The 16,954-nt window shown below is 53.9% G+C and carries 12 protein-coding genes and 3 tRNA genes; 14 read left to right on the forward strand and 1 reads right to left on the reverse strand.

All coding sequences use genetic code 11. The features are described from left to right. Positions 1–14: 14 nt before the first annotated feature. Together GCWU000341_RS01805 and treR are read left to right on the forward strand one after the other, a co-directional pair. Positions 15–2,675: a heavy metal translocating P-type ATPase gene (locus GCWU000341_RS01805; protein ID WP_196794783.1), complete on the forward strand. Its 2,661-nt coding sequence runs from the start codon at positions 15–17 to the stop codon at positions 2,673–2,675. An 85-nt stretch (positions 2,676–2,760) separates the two neighbouring features. Then, a complete protein-coding gene (gene treR / locus GCWU000341_RS01810; protein ID WP_009213979.1) occupies positions 2,761–3,525 on the forward strand; it encodes a trehalose operon repressor in 765 nt (254 codons plus the stop codon). On the opposite strand, the gene GCWU000341_RS01815 is transcribed toward treR, so the two are convergent. Continuing rightward, positions 3,494–4,111, reverse strand: coding sequence for a superoxide dismutase (locus GCWU000341_RS01815; RefSeq protein WP_009213980.1), 618 nt, complete (start codon positions 4,109–4,111; stop codon positions 3,494–3,496). The two genes, treR and GCWU000341_RS01815, sit on opposite strands and share 32 nt — an antisense overlap. Positions 4,112–4,316: 205 nt before the next feature. Between GCWU000341_RS01815 and treP the strand changes: the two genes are divergently transcribed. The 12 genes from treP (at position 4,317) to GCWU000341_RS01875 (ending at position 16,766) form a co-directional block, all read left to right on the forward strand. After that, a complete protein-coding gene (gene treP, locus GCWU000341_RS01820) occupies positions 4,317–6,239 on the forward strand; it encodes a PTS system trehalose-specific EIIBC component (RefSeq protein WP_009213981.1) in 1,923 nt (640 codons plus the stop codon). Positions 6,240–6,249: 10 nt separating this feature from the next. Continuing rightward, positions 6,250–7,899, forward strand: coding sequence for an alpha,alpha-phosphotrehalase (gene treC, locus GCWU000341_RS01825; protein WP_040652902.1), 1,650 nt, complete (start codon positions 6,250–6,252; stop codon positions 7,897–7,899). Between the two features lie 565 nt (positions 7,900–8,464). Then, positions 8,465–9,349 carry a sulfide/dihydroorotate dehydrogenase-like FAD/NAD-binding protein gene (locus GCWU000341_RS01830; RefSeq protein ID WP_040652903.1) on the forward strand — a complete coding sequence of 295 codons (885 nt, stop codon included), beginning with the start codon at positions 8,465–8,467 and terminating at the stop codon, positions 9,347–9,349. Between the two features lie 14 nt (positions 9,350–9,363). Further along, positions 9,364–10,764: an NADPH-dependent glutamate synthase gene (gltA, locus tag GCWU000341_RS01835; protein ID WP_040653257.1), complete on the forward strand. Its 1,401-nt coding sequence runs from the start codon at positions 9,364–9,366 to the stop codon at positions 10,762–10,764. A 225-nt stretch (positions 10,765–10,989) separates the two neighbouring features. Next, complete coding sequence (locus GCWU000341_RS01840; protein WP_009213988.1) at positions 10,990–11,970, forward strand: FUSC family protein; 981 nt, start codon at positions 10,990–10,992, stop codon at positions 11,968–11,970. 89 nt (positions 11,971–12,059) lie between these two features. Further along, a tRNA-Pro gene (locus GCWU000341_RS01845) sits at positions 12,060–12,132 on the forward strand. Between the two features lie 151 nt (positions 12,133–12,283). Next, positions 12,284–13,303 (forward strand): glycosyltransferase family 2 protein, encoded by a 1,020-nt coding sequence (locus GCWU000341_RS01850; RefSeq protein ID WP_040653258.1) that lies wholly within the window; start codon positions 12,284–12,286, stop codon positions 13,301–13,303. 62 nt (positions 13,304–13,365) lie between these two features. Then, positions 13,366–13,438: transfer RNA gene (locus tag GCWU000341_RS01855), tRNA-Val, on the forward strand. 52 nt (positions 13,439–13,490) lie between these two features. Further along, positions 13,491–13,564, forward strand: a tRNA-Met gene (locus GCWU000341_RS01860). A 180-nt stretch (positions 13,565–13,744) separates the two neighbouring features. Then, positions 13,745–15,046, forward strand: a complete 1,302-nt coding sequence (locus GCWU000341_RS01865) for an ATP-binding protein (RefSeq protein ID WP_040652904.1) — start codon at positions 13,745–13,747, stop codon at positions 15,044–15,046. 438 nt (positions 15,047–15,484) lie between these two features. Continuing rightward, positions 15,485–16,420, forward strand: a complete 936-nt coding sequence (locus tag GCWU000341_RS01870; RefSeq protein WP_040652905.1) for a helix-turn-helix transcriptional regulator — start codon at positions 15,485–15,487, stop codon at positions 16,418–16,420. Then, positions 16,401–16,766, forward strand: a complete 366-nt coding sequence (locus GCWU000341_RS01875; RefSeq protein WP_009213993.1) for an MmcQ/YjbR family DNA-binding protein — start codon at positions 16,401–16,403, stop codon at positions 16,764–16,766. Before GCWU000341_RS01870 ends, GCWU000341_RS01875 begins: the two co-directional genes overlap by 20 nt. Positions 16,767–16,954 lie beyond the last annotated feature (188 nt).

A 16,954-nucleotide genomic window follows, 5' to 3' on the forward strand; every position in this document is an offset into this window, starting at 1 on the left:
GGGGAGAAAAAAGGATGGAAAAAGAGCAGGGGAAAATAAGGCAGTACAATGTGAGCGGCATGAGCTGCGCGTCCTGTCAGGCGCATGTGGAAAAGGCGGTCTCCAGGCTTCCCGGGGTGAAGTCTGTCTCCGTCTCCCTCCTCACGAATTCCATGTCGGTAGAGGGGACTGCGGGAGATGCCGAGATCGAGAGAGCTGTGGAGAACGCGGGATACAGGGCGGTCCCGAAGGAGAGAGCAGAGAAGAGGGAGGAGGCGGACGGAGGAGAGGAAGCGCTCCGGGACCGGGAGACAGCGAAGCTTTTTCGAAGACTTAAGCTCTCTCTCGTCTTTTTGCTCCTTCTTATGTATCTCAGCATGGGGCATAAGATGCTGGGACTGCCGATCCCGGGCTTTTTGCAGCACAATCCCATCGGGCTTTCGCTCACACAGCTTTTGCTTGCGGGCGTCGTGATGATGATTAACCGGGCCTTTTTCCTCTCGGGCTTTCGCTCCCTTCGCCATGGGGCCCCGAACATGGATACCCTTGTGGCGCTTGGCTCCGGGATATCCTTTCTCTGGTCTCTTTATATTCTTTACCGGATGAGCTGGCTTGTCTCCAACGGGGCGCAGAGTCAGGAGCTCATGGAGCTCTATCATAATCAGCTCTACTTCGAATCCGCAGCCATGATCCCGGCTCTGATCACAGTCGGAAAGACCCTGGAGTCTCTCTCCAAGGGGAGGACGACGGACGCCTTGAAGAATCTGATGAAAATGGCGCCGAAGACCGCGCTTCTCGAGCGGGACGGAAGGGAGGTCGAGACGCCGATTGAGGAGGTGAGAGCGGGAGATATCTTTCTCGTAAAACCCGGGGAGTCCATCCCGGTGGACGGCGTGATCGTGGACGGCGGCGGCGCGGTGGATGAGTCCGCGCTGACTGGGGAATCCGTTCCTGTGGATAAAAAGGAGGGGGATCGGGTGAGCGCGGCGACGATCAACCGATCCGGATTTATCCGGGCGAGAGCGACGAGGGTCGGGGAGGATACGACCTTCTCCCAGATCATCAAGATGGTCAGCGACGCGGCCGCGACCAAGGCCCCGATCGCGAGAGTGGCGGATCGGGTCTCCGGAGTTTTCGTACCTATGGTCATGCTGATCGCGCTCCTTGTGCTTGCGGGCTGGCTTTTCGCCGGACAGAGCTTTGCCTTTTCCCTGGAGAGAGCGATCAGTGTGCTCGTGATCTCCTGCCCCTGCGCGCTCGGCCTCGCGACTCCGGTCGCGATCATGGTCGGAAACGGAGTGGGGGCCCGAAACGGAATCCTTTTTAAGACCTCGGAGGCCTTGGAAAATGCGGGGAAGCTCCGGATCATAGCTTTGGATAAGACAGGGACAATCACTGAGGGGAGACCGGAGGTGAGTGATCTGATCCCGGCGGAAAATGTCTCGGTGAGGGAGCTTCTCTTCCTCGCCGCCTCCCTCGAGAAGAGGAGTGAGCATCCTCTCGCCGGGGCTGTTACGAGAAGAGCCGAGGAGGAGCATGTCGATGCGGGAGAGCTCCGCGATTTCCGCGTCCTCGCCGGAAACGGCCTCACGGGGAGACTTGGAGACAGCGTACTGCACGGGGGATCCGGGAGCTTTATCTCCACTTTGGCGAAGCTTCCCCCAAAGCTCTCGGAGAGAGCCGCAGCCCTTTCAGCGGAGGGAAAGACAGCACTTTATTTTGAAAGGGACGGAGAGGTTCTGGGGATGATCGCCGTCTCGGATCGCATCAAGGAGGATTCCGCGGAGGCCGCGGCGGAGCTTCGGCGGATGGGGATTTCCCTTGTCATGCTGACCGGAGACAATGAGAGAACGGCGAAGGCGATCGGCCGGGAGGCCGGGGTGGATCGGATCATAGCGGGTGTACTGCCCGATGGAAAGGAGGCTGTGATCCGGGAGCTCCAGAAGGAGGGCATGACCGGGATGGTGGGGGATGGCATCAATGATGCCCCGGCTCTTGCGAGAGCGGACATCGGGATCGCGATCGGCGCGGGGACGGATGTCGCGATCGACTCCGCGGACCTGGTACTCATGAACTCACGCCTCACGGATGTCTCCGCCGCGGTGCGCTTAAGCCGTGCGACGCTTCGGAATATCCATGAGAACCTCTTCTGGGCCTTTGCCTATAATGCGATTTTGATCCCGATCGCAGCCGGGCTCCTCCCGATGCTGAGGATCAGCCCCATGCTGGGGGCGGCGGCGATGTCTCTGTCCAGCTTCACGGTGTGCATGAATGCGCTTCGTCTGAATCTTTTTCCGATCCATGGAAGGGGAAAGGGGAGGGCCTGGGGAGGAGAGCTTGAGTCCGAGGCATCCTCGGCGGCAGGAGGAGCGGGCAGGGAAAAAGCGGAAGAGAAGCCGCTGCCCGCCCCCTGCCACGAGGAGGAGAGCAGAAACGATCCAAACAGGATGGAGAGCGAAGGACCGCTTTCCGGAAAGGAAGAAAAGATGAAAGAGACGCTGAAGATTAAGGGAATGATGTGTGAGCACTGTGAGAGACATGTGAAGGAGGCCCTGGAAAAGCTCCCCGGAGTGGAGAACGCGCTGGTCTCCCATGAGAGCGGCACTGCGCTTCTCACTCTCAGACAGGAGATCCCGGAGGAGATACTCAGAAAGGCGGTGGAGGAGGCCGGATACGAATTTGTCGGAATCCGGTAGGACAGCGGATCCGGTGGACCGCCTGAGGAAAAGATGCTATTCTCTTTTTTGAAATCGGAGGGGAGCAGCTGAAGAGGAGAATGCCATGCCCGCAGCAAAGTATGATGCGATTTACAGGGACCTGAGAGAGGAGATCGAGAATCAGCGTTATGAGTATCAGAGCATGCTCCCCTCAGAGCATCAGCTCATCCGGCACTACGGCTGCTCCCGAAATACGGTCCGCAGGGCTCTCCAGCAGCTTGCAGAGGACGGCTATGTCCAGATCATTCATGGGAAGGGAGCGGTGGTCCTGTTCCGCAGAAAGGAGCAGGCGGAGTTTTTGATCGGCGGAATCGAGAATCTCCGCGAGGCCGCCGCGAGGAACCGCCTGGAATTAAAGACGAAGGTGATCTTCTTTGCGGAGCTTTTAGTAGAGGAGCGGATTCAGCGCCGCACGGATTTTCCGATCGGGGCGGAGATCTATTATCTTCAGAGGCTTCGCTACCTGGACGGAGAGGCTTTGATTTTGGATCACAACTATTTTCTGAAGAGCATTGTGAGGAATCTCACGAAAGAAATCGCCGAGGGCTCCATCTATGAATATATGGAGTATGTCCTCGGAGAGACGATTGTCACCACGAAAAGAAAGTACACGGTGGAAAGGATCACGGAAATTGATGGGAAATACATGGATATGAAGGACTATAACTGTCTCGCCGTGGTCTCCAGCCATACCTATAATAAGGATGGCGTCATGTTTGAGTATACGCAGTCGCGGCACCGCCCGGACCGCTTTGCCTTTTACGAGCAGGCAAAGCGGCTGAAATACGGGGCGTCTTCTATTTCAGGAGCTTTTCATAGCTTTCACTGACCTTTTTCCAGTCGAGAACCTCCCAGAAGGCCTTCACATAGTCGGCCCGGAGGTTTTTGTACTTCAGGTAATAGGCGTGCTCCCAGACGTCGATCGCGAGGATCGGGACGAAGCCCTTTCCCTCCATCAGGGGATTGTCCTGATTGGCGCTTGAGGAAAGCTGAAGCTTTCCATCGGAATTTGCGGAGAGCCAGGCCCAGCCGGATCCAAAGAGTGAGACCGCGAGGGCGCTGAGCTTCTCCTTCACGCTGTCCGTCCCGCCGAGCTGTGTCCGGATGGCGTCCGCGAGCTTTCCGACAGGCTCCCGGTGCTTTTCGGGGCTCAGGGACTGGAAGTAGATATTGTGGTTGTAAAAGCCTCCTCCGTTGTTCCGCACCGCCTTCCGGACGGCCTCGTCGGATATTTCGTCGAGGGAGGAGAGCAGCTTTTCGATGGAGTCCGGACGGATGCCGGCATTCTCCAGGGCGGCATTCAGATTTTTGGTATAGGCCGCGTGGTGCTTGCTGTAGTGCGTTTCCATCGTGAGGGCGTCGAGGAAGGGCTCCAGGGCATCGTAGCTGTAGCCGAGCTTTTGCTGTTCGAACATAAGATCTCCTTTCTGAGACTCATTTCATCCCCGCGGCAGGGAAAGTCCGCGGGGGTGTTTTCATGCTGATACGACTATAGCATAGTTTTTCCTTATCAGACAGGAAAATTTGCTTGACCAATTTGTTTAAACAAGATAAGATGTAGGAAAGGAGAAATTTGTTTATACAAGTAGATGAAAGGCATGGATTTTCGAAGGAGGGCTTATGGGGAAATTTACGGAGTCGTCGGAGCGTTTGCTTCGGGCGATCGGCGGAAAAGACAATATCCACGCGGTCTCCCACTGCATCACCAGGATGAGGTTTGTGCTCAATGATCCAAAGATCGCAAATATTCCGGAGATCGAGTCGATCCCCTGTGTGAAGGGGACCTTTACGCAGGCGGGGCAGTTTCAGGTCATCATCGGAAATGAGGTGGCGGATTTCTATCAGGATTTCGTCGCGGTTTCAGGCGTCTCCGGTGTCTCGAAGAGCGAGGTAAAGAGCGCAGCGAAGAGAAACCAGAATCCGCTTCAGAGAGTCATGACCTCCATCGCGGAGATCTTTGCCCCGATCATCCCGGCGATCGTCGTCGGAGGTTTGATCCTGGGCTTTCGAAATGTGATCGACAGCCTGAATATCTTTAACGGGGCGACTCTGGTATCGCAGAGCCAGTTCTGGGCGGGAGTGGACAGCTTCCTCTGGCTGCTCGGTGAGGCCGTCTTCCATGTCGGCATCCCGGTGGGGATCTGCTGGTCTGTGATGAAAAAGATGGGGGGGACGGAGATCCTGGGCCTGATCCTCGGTCTCACCCTGGTCTCGGGACAGCTCCTCAACGCCTACGCTGTCGCAGGGACCGCGGCGGCGGATATTCCGAAATGGGATTTTGGCTTCGTAAAGGTCAATATGATCGGCTATCAGGCGCAGGTCATCCCGGCGATTCTCGCTGCCTTTACGCTGGTCTATCTGGAGCGCTTCTTTAAACGGGTCACGCCTAAGGTGGTGTCCATGATTGTGACGCCTTTTATGAGCCTGCTTCTCTCCGTGATGGCAGCGCACTTCGTGCTCGGCCCGATCGGCTGGCGCATCGGCTCCGTGATTTCTGCAGTGGTTTACGCGGGGATCAGCGGACCCTACCGTGTCATCTTCGGGGCGGTCTTCGGCTTCTTCTATGCGCCCCTTGTCATCACGGGACTGCATCATATGTCCAATGCCATCGACCTCCAGCTGATTTCCGATTTCGGAGGGACCATGCTCTGGCCCATGATCGCGCTTTCCAATATCGCGCAGGGCTCCGCAGTTCTCGGCATGATCGTGCTGCAAAGGAGAAACGCGAAGGCACAGGAGATCAATATTCCGTCCTGCATCTCCTGCTATCTCGGCGTGACAGAGCCGGCGATGTTTGGTATCAACCTGAAATATGTCTTTCCGTTTTTCTCCGCCATGGCGGGGTCCTGCGTCGCCGGAGTTCTGAGCACGGCATTTTCTGTCAATGCCTCCGCGATCGGAGTCGGCGGACTCCCGGGGATCCTCTCCATCAAGCCGGAGAGCATGGGGATGTTTGCGCTCTGCATGTTGGTCGCTGTCGTGCTTCCCTTCCTTCTGACCTATGGAATCGGACGGAGAAAGGGAGTTGACAGGGAGGAGGAAAGAGGGAACGGAGCTCCTGAAAAGGAATCTCCCGCCGCGGAGGCTTCCGGCGCTCCCCTTCATTTAAAGGCCTTTCTGAGCGGGAAAACGGTTCCGATCGAAGAGGTTCCGGACGAGGTTTTCTCCAAGAAAACATTGGGAGAGGGCATGGCGATTGAGCCGACGGACAATGTCCTTCTCGCTCCGGCGGACGGCAGCGTCAGCGTCGTCATGGAGGAGAGCAATCATGCGGTCGGGCTGAGCCTTCCGAATGGGACGGAAATCCTTCTCCACATTGGGCTGGACACCGTCGCAATGAACGGGGACGGCTTTCAGAGCTTCGTGAAGATGGGGGAGAAGGTCAGAGAGGGTCAGGAGCTCATCCGCTTTGATCCGGAAAAGATCCGCGCCGCGGGACATCCCCTCATTACCGTTCTCGTCGTCACAGAGGGGCCGGAGCTCTCCTTTGAGACCGGGAAGGAGGTCAGGGCCGGAAAGGACGAGATCGCGAGGAGTGTATAAGGAAGACAGAATGAACGATTTCAGGAAAAGCACGGTCTACCAGATTTACATCAAGTCCTTCGCGGATTCCAATGGAGACGGCATCGGCGATCTGAACGGCATCCGGGAAAAGCTTCCCTATCTGAAGGATCTCGGTATTGATTATATCTGGGTCACGCCCTTTTTCCGCTCTCCGATGCGCGACAACGGCTATGACATTTCGGATTATTACTCGGTGAATCCCGTCTTTGGGACGATGGAGGACGCGGTGAATCTGATCCGGGAGGCCGGGGAGCTCGGGATCGGGATGATGTTTGACATGGTCTTTAATCACAGCTCCACGGAGCACGAATGGTTTCAGCGGGCGCTCCGCGGTGAGAAAAGATATATGGATTATTACATCTTCCGGGATCCCGTATCCGGGGGTGCGCCATGCAACTGGCAGTCGAAGTTCGGCGGAAGCGCCTGGGAATATGTCCCCTCGCTTGGGAAGTATTATCTGCATCTTTTCGACAGGACGCAGGCGGACCTCAACTGGGAGAACCCGGAGCTTCGGGAGGAGCTTCGGAAAATCATACTCTTTTGGAAGGAAAAGGGGCTCCGGGGCTTTCGCTTCGATGTCGTAAATCTGATCTCAAAGCCGGAGGAATTTCCGGATGATGAGGAAGGGGACGGCAGGAGGTTCTATACCGATGGGAGACATGTGCACCGCTTCTTAAAGGAGCTCGTACAAAAGACCGGAATCGATGGGATGGTGACGGTCGGAGAGATGTCTTCCACCTCGATCGAGAACTGCATTCTCTATACAAGGCCCTCCGAGAAGGAGCTCTCCATGTGCTTTAGCTTCCATCATCTGAAGGTGGATTACAAGGATGGAAACAAATGGGCCCTGATGGCGCCGGATCTTCGGGAGCTCAGGAGACTTTTCTCGGAGTGGCAGGAAAAGATGCAGGAGGGAGGCGGCTGGAATGCGCTTTTCTGGTGCAATCATGACCAGCCGAGAGTGCTTTCCCGCTTTGGCGACGAGGGAAAATACTGGAAGCAGTCCGCGAAGATGCTCGCGATCTTTATCCATCTGATGCGGGGGACGCCCTATGTCTACCAGGGAGAGGAGCTCGGCATGACGAATCCGGGCTATCAGAGGATCGAGGATTATCGGGATGTGGAGAGCATAAACTACTATGGGATTCTCCGAAAGGACGGGCACAGCAGGGAGGACGCCCTCCGGATTCTCGCGGCCCGATCGAGAGATGACAGCCGGACGCCGATGCAGTGGGACGGTGGGAGATATGCCGGCTTTTCAAAGGAAGAGCCATGGATAGCGGTACCGGAAAACCACAGCTTCATCAATGCCGCCTCAGAGGAGGCGGACGAGGACTCTATCCTGCACTGCTACCGGGAACTGATCCTTCTCAGAAAGAAGCTCCCGCCCATCTCGGAGGGACGGATTCACTTTACGGATTCCGGGAATGAGAAGGTCCTGAGCTATGAGAGGAGCCTCGGGGAAGAGCGCCTCCTCGTCTTCGGAAGCTTCTCCGCGGATGAGGAGAGGGCAGAGGGAATTCCTTCCCGGAAAGAAGGATGGGAGCTCCTCATCGGGAATTATCCCGAGGACGGGAGGAAGGACGGGAAGCTCCGCCCCTACGAAGCGGCGGCCTTCCTCCGGAAGGGAGAGAGCTAGGCATCCCGCTCTCTTATTTTCCGGTTGGATTCCGGTACCTGTGAATTCCGGCGCTTTGTCTGGTCTGCGGGGAGCGCTCATGATTTAGCGCTTCTCCTCGTCTGTAAAGGCCGATTGCCCGGGCGCGGCCGCTCCTGCCGTCTGCCTTCCGGCTTTTCGGGCCTGCATGTTCAATGCCGCAGCGCATCTCATCTATGCGGGCATTGGACGGGGCTTTTACGGCAAAGTTTATGTATTATTTGCGAAGCAAGGCGGGAAATGGGGCAAAATCGCCTGTTATATGATGCTGTTTTCATGCGGATATGCTATAATAAGTCAAACGCCGAAAGTGATTCCGCATGGTTCCGCTGTTTCGCGGCTCCCATCCATGCCGCCTCTTATCTGCATACCGGCTGCTATTTCGTTCCATAGCCGTAAGAGGGCGTATCATAGAGTCTTTCATCCACTCCTGTGCGAGCAGATCATGGATGGGGGACTTTTGATACTGGAATCATAAGATGACGAAAGTCGCACGGGTCTGTACAGCAGGGGTATCAGGCCGAAAGCAGTGGACATGGAGGAGAACATGTACAAAATCACAAAAGTTGAGCATCTGGTAGACAAGGACTGGCTCATGGTCGTGGAGGCGCCCTTTGTCGCAAGGAACGCGGAGCCGGGACAGTTCATGATCGCGAAGCTGGGGGAGCTTGGGGAGAGGATTCCCTTCACCATCGCGGATTATGACAGAAAGGCCGGGACGATCACCATTGTCTTTCAGGTCGTCGGAGCTTCCACGGAGAAGATGAGCAAGCTGAAGGAGGGAGAGTATTTTACGGATATTGTGGGCCCTCTCGGCAGACCCTCTGAGCTCATTGAGACCCCGATCGAGGAGCTGAAGAAGGAGAGCATCATTTTCATTGCGGGCGGCGTGGGCGCTGCTCCCGTTTACCCGCAGGTCAAGTGGCTGCATGAGCACGGCGTTGAGGCGGATGTCATCCTCGGCGCAAGAAATAAGGATCTTCTCATCATGGAGAAGGAGCTCCGCTCCGTCTCGAAAAATGTCTATGTGACGACGGATGACGGCTCCTACGGCGCAAAGGGTGTCGTGACGGATGTCCTGAAGAAGCTGGTCCTGGAGGAGGGCAGGAAGTACACGAAGTGCATCGCGATCGGACCGGTGATCATGATGAAGTTCGCCTGTCTGACCACAAAGGAACTTGGCATCCCGACCGTTGTCTCCATGAACCCGATCATGATCGACGGGACCGGCATGTGCGGCGCCTGCCGCCTCGTTGTCGGTGACAAAGTAAAGTTTGCCTGTGTGGACGGACCGGAATTCGACGGCCATCTCGTCGATTTCAATCTCGCTATGAAGCGCCAGCAGACCTATAAGACCGAGGAGGGCAGGGCGATGCTCGAGCTCCTCGAGGCGGAGAAGGCGCATGGCGGCTGCGGCAACTGCAATGGATGATCGGAGGTGAGAGAATGGCTGTGAATATGATGAAGAACAAGGTTCCGGTTCCGGAGCAGGATCCGAAGGTGCGCGCCACCAATTTCAAGGAGGTCTGCCTCGGCTATGACGATGCCCAGGCGAAGGAGGAGGCCTCCCGCTGTCTGAACTGCAAAAATCCCCGCTGTGTGGTCGGCTGCCCGGTCTCCATTCAGATCAATGAGTTTATCCATGAGATCAATGAGGGAAATATCGAGAAGGCGGCGGATGTCATCGCCCGCTCCTCGGCCCTTCCCGCTGTCTGCGGAAGAGTCTGCCCGCAGGAGACGCAGTGCGAGGGTGTGTGCGTGAGAGGGATCAAGGGAGAGCCTGTCGCGATCGGAAAGCTCGAGCGCTATGTGGCCGACTGGGCGAGGGAGCACGGCTATGTCGCCGCGAAGCCCGGAGAGCCGAACGGCAGGAAGGTCGCCGTCATCGGAGCGGGTCCCTCCGGGCTGACCTGCGCGGGAGATCTCGCGAAGCTCGGCTACGAGGTGACGATCTTTGAGGCCTTCCATGAGCCGGGCGGCGTGCTTCTCTATGGGATCCCGGAGTTCCGTCTTCCAAAGGACAGGGTGGTTATCCCGGAGATCGAGAATGTGAAAAAGCTCGGAGTGAAGATCGAGACCAATGTTCTGGTCGGAAGATCCATCACGGTGGACGAGCTCCTGAATGAGGAGGGCTTCGACGCGGTCTTCCTCGGGACCGGGGCGGGGCTTCCGAAGTTTATGAATATTCCGGGTGAGACCGCGAACGGTGTCTACTCCGCGAATGAGTTCCTCACGAGAAATAATCTGATGAAGGCCTATCGGGAGGATGCGGATACGCCGATCAAATGCGGAAAGAAGGTCGTCGTGGTCGGCGGCGGAAATGTGGCGATGGACGCGGCGAGGACCGCGCTTCGCCTCGGCGCGGAGGTGCATGTCGTCTATCGGAGATCCGAGGCGGAGCTCCCCGCGAGACAGGAGGAGGTTCACCACGCGAAGGAGGAGGGGATCATCTTTGATCTTCTGCAAAATCCGGTGGAGATCCTCACCGATGAAAATGACTGGGTGAAGGGCATCAAAGTCATCAAGATGGAGCTCGGAGAGCCGGATGCCTCCGGAAGAAGAAGGCCGGTGGAGATCCCGGGATCCGAATATGTCATCGACTGTGACTCCGTGATCATGTCCCTCGGCACCTCTCCGAACCCGCTGATCAGCGCTACTACGAAGGGCCTGGATACGAACAGCCACGGATGCATCATCGCGAAGGAGGAGAACGGAGAGACCTCAAAGAAGGCGGTCTATGCCGGAGGAGATGCCGTGACCGGCGCCGCGACCGTCATCCTGGCGATGGGAGCCGGAAAGGCGGCGGCGAAGGGGATTGATGAATTCCTGCGGGGAGAAAAGAAATAAGACAGAGAAAACCTTGCGAAGGGCCGGGTGTTTGCCCGGCCTTTTTCTGAGCAAATTTTGAGGAAATGTCTATACTGGAGCTTGAAGCCGCAGGCGGATTGGCTTATACTCATTCAGTGCTCAGTGCTCAGTGCTCAGTGCTCAGTGCTCAGTGCTCAGTGATTAGTGGTTAGTGGATGGTGGACAGCAGGGGGCTGGACCACGGTATCAGAAGAAGGGGAGAGTATGACGGTAAAGGATGTAAATCGTAAGATCGCGGAGCAGACCGGTCTTAGCTTTGACAAGGACAGTGGGATCAGCGCCGGCTACTTCAATGGCTACCATGTCGCGGTGATCATGGACGCGAATGTCCGAAAGATCGTGGTGTCCGTCTCGATGGGGGCAGGACAGAAGCCGGAAAAGGAGGTTTTGAAGCAGGCGCCGAAGGAGTATAAAAAGACGCTCGGAAAGCTGATTTTGCAGGGGCACCGCGCGAGCTTTCTGGCGAAGAGCGGACTTACGGCGAAGTCACAGATCGAAAGATGCGCGGAGGGGATCCGGGACCTCACGACATTTTTGCATCAAAATGGTTTGCAGGACTGCAGCGAGCTCAGCGGCCGCACGGACGAAAACGGCTGCTATTTTGTCGGGGGGAGTCTTCGTTTTCTGACAAAGGAGGAGTATGCCCAGGAGAGGAACCGCACGCAGTCGGAGTTTGAGAAGAACAATGGAAAGAGAGGGAATTTTATCGCGGGAATCGTCGGGGCACTGCTCGGGAGCTTTATCGGCATTGCGGTGATGGTCTTTATCGGGCAGCTCGGCTATGTTTCTCTCTGGGCAGGGATAGTCATGGGGGTCTGCGTCACCAAGGGCTATGAGCTTCTCGCGGGGAAGTTCGATATCCTCGGAATGATTCTCTCCGTCCTTGTCATGGCGCTCATGGTTTATCTCGGTAACAATCTGGACTGGGCGATCTCCATCATGAGGGCCTATGAAGTGAATCTCTTCGATGCATTTCCGGCAGTGGGAGTGGTCGTCAGGGAATCGGGGAGTACAGCGGTCTACTATCAAAATCTGGCGCTCTACTATCTCTTTACGCTGCTCGGGGCGATCCCGACCATGGTCGGATTTTTAATGCACAAGAAGCTTCTCGGGGTCTCCTATCCGATCGGAGCGGAGAGCGGAGAGGCGCCGGTCAATGGGACAGAGCAGTGGCAGGGCTTCTAGGGGGGACGGATTTATCTTCCGCAAAATAAAAGTAAATTCCCGTAAATCTCTTGCTTTTCTCTGGATTTTGCGATAATATTAACGGGCATCGGGATGTAGCGCAGGTGGTAGCGCGCTTGACTGGGGGTCAAGAGGCCGCAGGTTCAAGTCCTGTCATTCCGATCCCGGCGAGGAGCAGAGATGCTCCTCGTTTTTTATATAAATCTGCCGCCCGGACTTTAGGAATCGGAGGAGATTGCAAGAGAGCCGGGGAGAGAAGGTGTCGACGTTTGAATGCCGTGAAGGGATTCATTCCGCTATGGAAAGGACCGAGATGAAATTAGTCAGTTTTGCGATTCCCTGTTACAACTCCGCCGCCTATATGAGGCATTGTATCGAGAGTATCCTGCCCGGCGGCGATGAGCTTGAGATCATCATTGTTGACGACGGATCGGGAAAGGACAATACGCTGGAAATCGCGGAGGAGTATGAGGCGAAGTACCCGGGGGTCTGCAGGGCGGTCCATCAGGAGAACGGGGGACACGGCGAGGCGGTCAATGCGGGACTGCGGAACGCAAAGGGGCTTTTCTTTAAGGTGGTTGACTCCGATGACTGGCTGGACAGCGAGGTCCTTCTCCGCGTGCTTGAGAAGCTTCGGGAGCAGGTCCTCGCCGGTACTCCGGTCGATATGTTTGTCGCAAATTTCGTCTACGACAAGGTCGGGCAGGAGCGAAAGAAGGTCATGCGCTATAAGACGGCCTTCCCCGAGGACAGGATCTTCGGCTGGAAGGAGGTGAAGCACTTTCTGCTCGGCCAATACATCCTCATGCATTCCGTCATCTACCGCACGGAGATGCTCCGGGACTGCGGGCTGGAGCTCCCAAAGCACACCTTTTACGTGGACAATATCTTTGTCTACCAGCCGCTCCCCTTCGTGAAGAATATCTATTATATGGATGAAAATCTCTATCACTATTTCATCGGAAGAGAGGATCAGTCGGTCAATGAGCAGGTCATGATCGGACGGATCGATCAGCAGATCCGGGTCAATCAATTCATGGCGGATTGCTGCAATCTCGCGGCGGTGCAGCCACCCAAGCTCCGAAACTATATGTTTCACTATCTGGAGATCATCACAACGATCTCCTCTGTGCTCGCGATCCGTTCCGGGACAGAAGAAAACATGGAGAAGAAGCGGAAGCTCTGGGAGTACTTTCGGAAGAAGGATCTGAAGCTTTGGTGGCGGCTCAGGATGGGCTTTCTCGGGCAGGGCGTGAACCTCCCCGGAAAAGTCGGAAACCGCCTCACCATCATGGCCTATAAACTGAGTCAGAAGTTCTATGGCTTCAACTGAGAAAAGGATTGACAAAGCAATGCCCGTTTAGTAGACTAAGGAGGTCGCGAAAAGTGCGGACAGGGGTCTTAGCTCAGCTGGGAGAGCATCTGCCTTACAAGCAGAGGGTCACAGGTTCGAGCCCTGTAGGCCCCAGTGTCCGGCCCGGGGCGCGGCTAATCGCGATTCGGGTCGGATGGTTTGAGAAGGCGAGATAGCTCAGCTGGCTAGAGCACGCGGTTCATACCCGCGGTGTCGAGGGTTCAAGTCCCCCTCTCGCTACGAAAAGAAAAATGGCTTAAATGCGTGGATTCCCAGGAAAATCAACGTGTTTAAGCCATTTTTACTGCCGTAAAATATCGCTTCTGATAGCGCAAAAACATTGATTTTATATTTGCCATCAGGTATAATGTGATTGCGAACTTGAATAATAATATTGACAAGTTATCAATGAAGGACGTTATGGAGATTAAAAGAGATTCCTACCTGAAGCAGCTGATCGGCTATGCATGGGACGGACAGGTGAAGGTCATTACCGGTGTGCGCCGGTGCGGGAAGTCTTATCTGCTGCGGACCCTGTATAAGAATTATCTGTTGGAAAACGGAATAAGCGAGGATCATATTATCGTCATTGAACTTGACCTTGCAAGGGATATTCGCTATCGCAACCCATTGGAGCTGACAGCGTATGTGAAGGAACGCATTGGCAATCAGAAAGAACAGTTTTATCTATTCGTGGATGAGATACAGATGTCAGACGAGGTTCCGAACCCCTATAACCCGAATGGAAAGCCTATCACTTTCTATGATGCGCTCAATGATCTGAAAACCATTTCCGATCTTGACGTCTATGTGACCGGAAGTAATTCACGGATGTTGTCCAGTGATATTCTGACTGAATTTCGTGGCCGCAGCGACGAGGTGCGCGTACATCCGCTTTCCTTCGCGGAGTATTATGCTGCAGCCGGAGGTGACAAGGCGGATGCCTTTGACAATTATGCCTTTTACGGCGGGATGCCGCTCATTCTTTCAAGACCGGATGATGAGGCTCGCATGGCTTATCTGAAAGCATTGTTTACTGAAGTATATATCAAAGACATCGTAGAGCGGAAAAAAATCACTCGTATAGACGTTCTGTCTGACATTTTGGATCTGCTCTGTTCTTCGGTAGGTTCGCTTACAAATCCGAATAATGTGGCAAACGCGATCAACTCCATGCAAAAGCTGAAGAGCAAAGACCAAATCGCTCCCAATACCGTGAAATCCTATATGGCTCACCTGGAAGATGCCTTTCTTTTCAGTGAATGCAAACGCTATGATGTGAAGGGCAAGAGCTATTTCGAGTATCCGAACAAATACTATTGTGAAGATATCGGCCTTCGCAACGCGAGGATCGGCTTTCGCCAGCAGGAAATGACGCATATCATGGAGAACATCATCTATAACGAGTTGGCAATCCGCCGTGCCAGCGTGGATATTGGAATCGTATATTCCAATGAAAAAGATGAAAAAGAGAAGCAAAAAAGAACCGCAAGGGAGATTGACTTTGTTGTATCCAAAGGTGATAAAAAGATGTATATCCAATCTGTCTATGCCATGGAAAATTCGGAAAAAATCAATACCGAGATGAGACCGTTTTCTCTGACTGGCGATTCCTTTCCGAAAATTGTAGTACGCCACGATGTGAGAAAGCGATGGTATGACGAAAACGGCGTGTTAAACATCGGGGTCATAGACTTTCTTCTGGATGACAGTCTTATTTGAATAATCACATATTTGGACTTTAGACCGATTGGTTTCAGGAGAAATCAGCCAGTTTTCACATAGCCGGGTGTTTCTCCGCGAAGGAACATCCGACTTTTTCTATTGTTAATGGAGGTGAGATCAAATGGCAAACGAGGAACTGAACACAAAGCTCTACGAAAAGATGTTTGCCGAGCAGGATGTCTACCGAAGCTGACCAAAGTCTGAAGACAGCAGGCAGCCACAGTGTCCGGAGGAGAAAGCGGCGGCGATTGAAAATGCATTGAAATATTTTCAGAGGATTGAATAGAAAATAGCAATGGACAGTCATTTGTAATGCATACAGCTGATGGAATCCTCTGTTTCTGTCAGCTGTTTTCAGTTGTACATCAATTATAATAAACGTGACATATAGATGTCATGTTTTGCTTGATATGATACATACGGAGCATAATGAGAATGAAGATAGACAGGCTGATCGGGATACTGTCAGTGCTGCTGCAGAAAGAGAAAACTACGGCACCGGAGCTGGCAGATAGGTTTGAGGTTTCAAAAAGAACAATAAACCGTGATATTGAAGATCTTTGCAGGGCGGGCATTCCTATCCGTACAGCACAAGGCATTGGCGGCGGAATCAGCATTATGGACGGATACCGGATGGACAGGACAATCCTGACATCAAAGGATATGCAGATGATCCTTGCAGGGCTGCGGAGTCTGGACAGCGTGAGCGGAAGTAGTTATTACGGTCAGCTGATGGAAAAGATCCAGGCTGGTTCCTCTGAGTTTATCACCGGCAGGGATTCCATTCTGATCGATCTGTCATCATGGTACCGGGATTCGCTGGCTCCAAAGATAGAGATTATACAGGATGCAATCGGAGACAGGCGCTTGATCAAGTTCCGGTATTATGCTCCATCAGGGGAGAGTGAGCGAACGGTTGAACCATATTATCTGGTGTTTCGCTGGTCGAGCTGGTATCTTTGGGCGTGGTGCTTGAAAAGGAAGGACTTTAGGCTGTTCAAACTGAACCGTATGGATGGTGTTCAAATAACGGAAAAGAATTTTGAATGCAGAGAGGCGACTATGCCGGATCTCTCAAATGAAAAAATCTTTCCGGGTGGGATCAAAGTGAAGGCATTATTTGAAGCGGATCAGAAGTGGCGGTTGGTAGAAGAGTTCGGGACTTCATGTTTTACGGAAAATGATGATGGCAGACTTCTCTTTACAGCGGATTATACGGACATGGAGAATCTGATCACTTGGATTTTGACATTCGGAGATAAAGCGGAGGTAATTGAACCTGAGGAAGTTCGTGAGAAGGTCAGAACTGCGATAGAAGCCATGATAAAGAATTACAGGAGGAATAAAAGGCATGAAATATCCCTGGATTGAAGAGTATCTGATGGAAAAAACAGGTGTGACCAAAGATTTACAGGCGGAATGGAACTGGATTCGATTTCAGATCGGTGGGAAGATGTTTGCCGCGATATGTCTGGATGATAATGATGAGCCTTATTACATTACGCTGAAGCTTGAGCCGCTGGAGGGGGATTTCTGGCGGAAACAGTATGAAGATATAATCCCTGGCTACTATATGAATAAGCAGCATTGGAATTCAGTAAAGGCTGATGGAGAGGTGCCGGATGACATCCTGAAAGATCTGCTTGATAAGGCATATCAGATAGTGCTTGGGAACTTCAGTAAGAAGAAACAAAAGGAGATATTGGGAGATGAATGATTTGATCGAATTTATCAGCTGCTGTGGGTCTGATTGCAGTGCCTGCTATTGCTATGGTGAAATGTGTAAGGGCTGTAATGCCGTGTGCGATAAGGTGTTTTATCCTGCATTCCCGCGATTCCACACTAGGATATCACTATGATAAGTGCCGCAAAGCCGCATAAATACTGATAAAACCGAGTATCTGT

The sequence above is a fragment of the Oribacterium sp. oral taxon 078 str. F0262 genome (assembly GCF_000160135.1).
Taxonomy (GTDB): Bacteria; Bacillota; Clostridia; order Lachnospirales; family Lachnospiraceae; genus Oribacterium.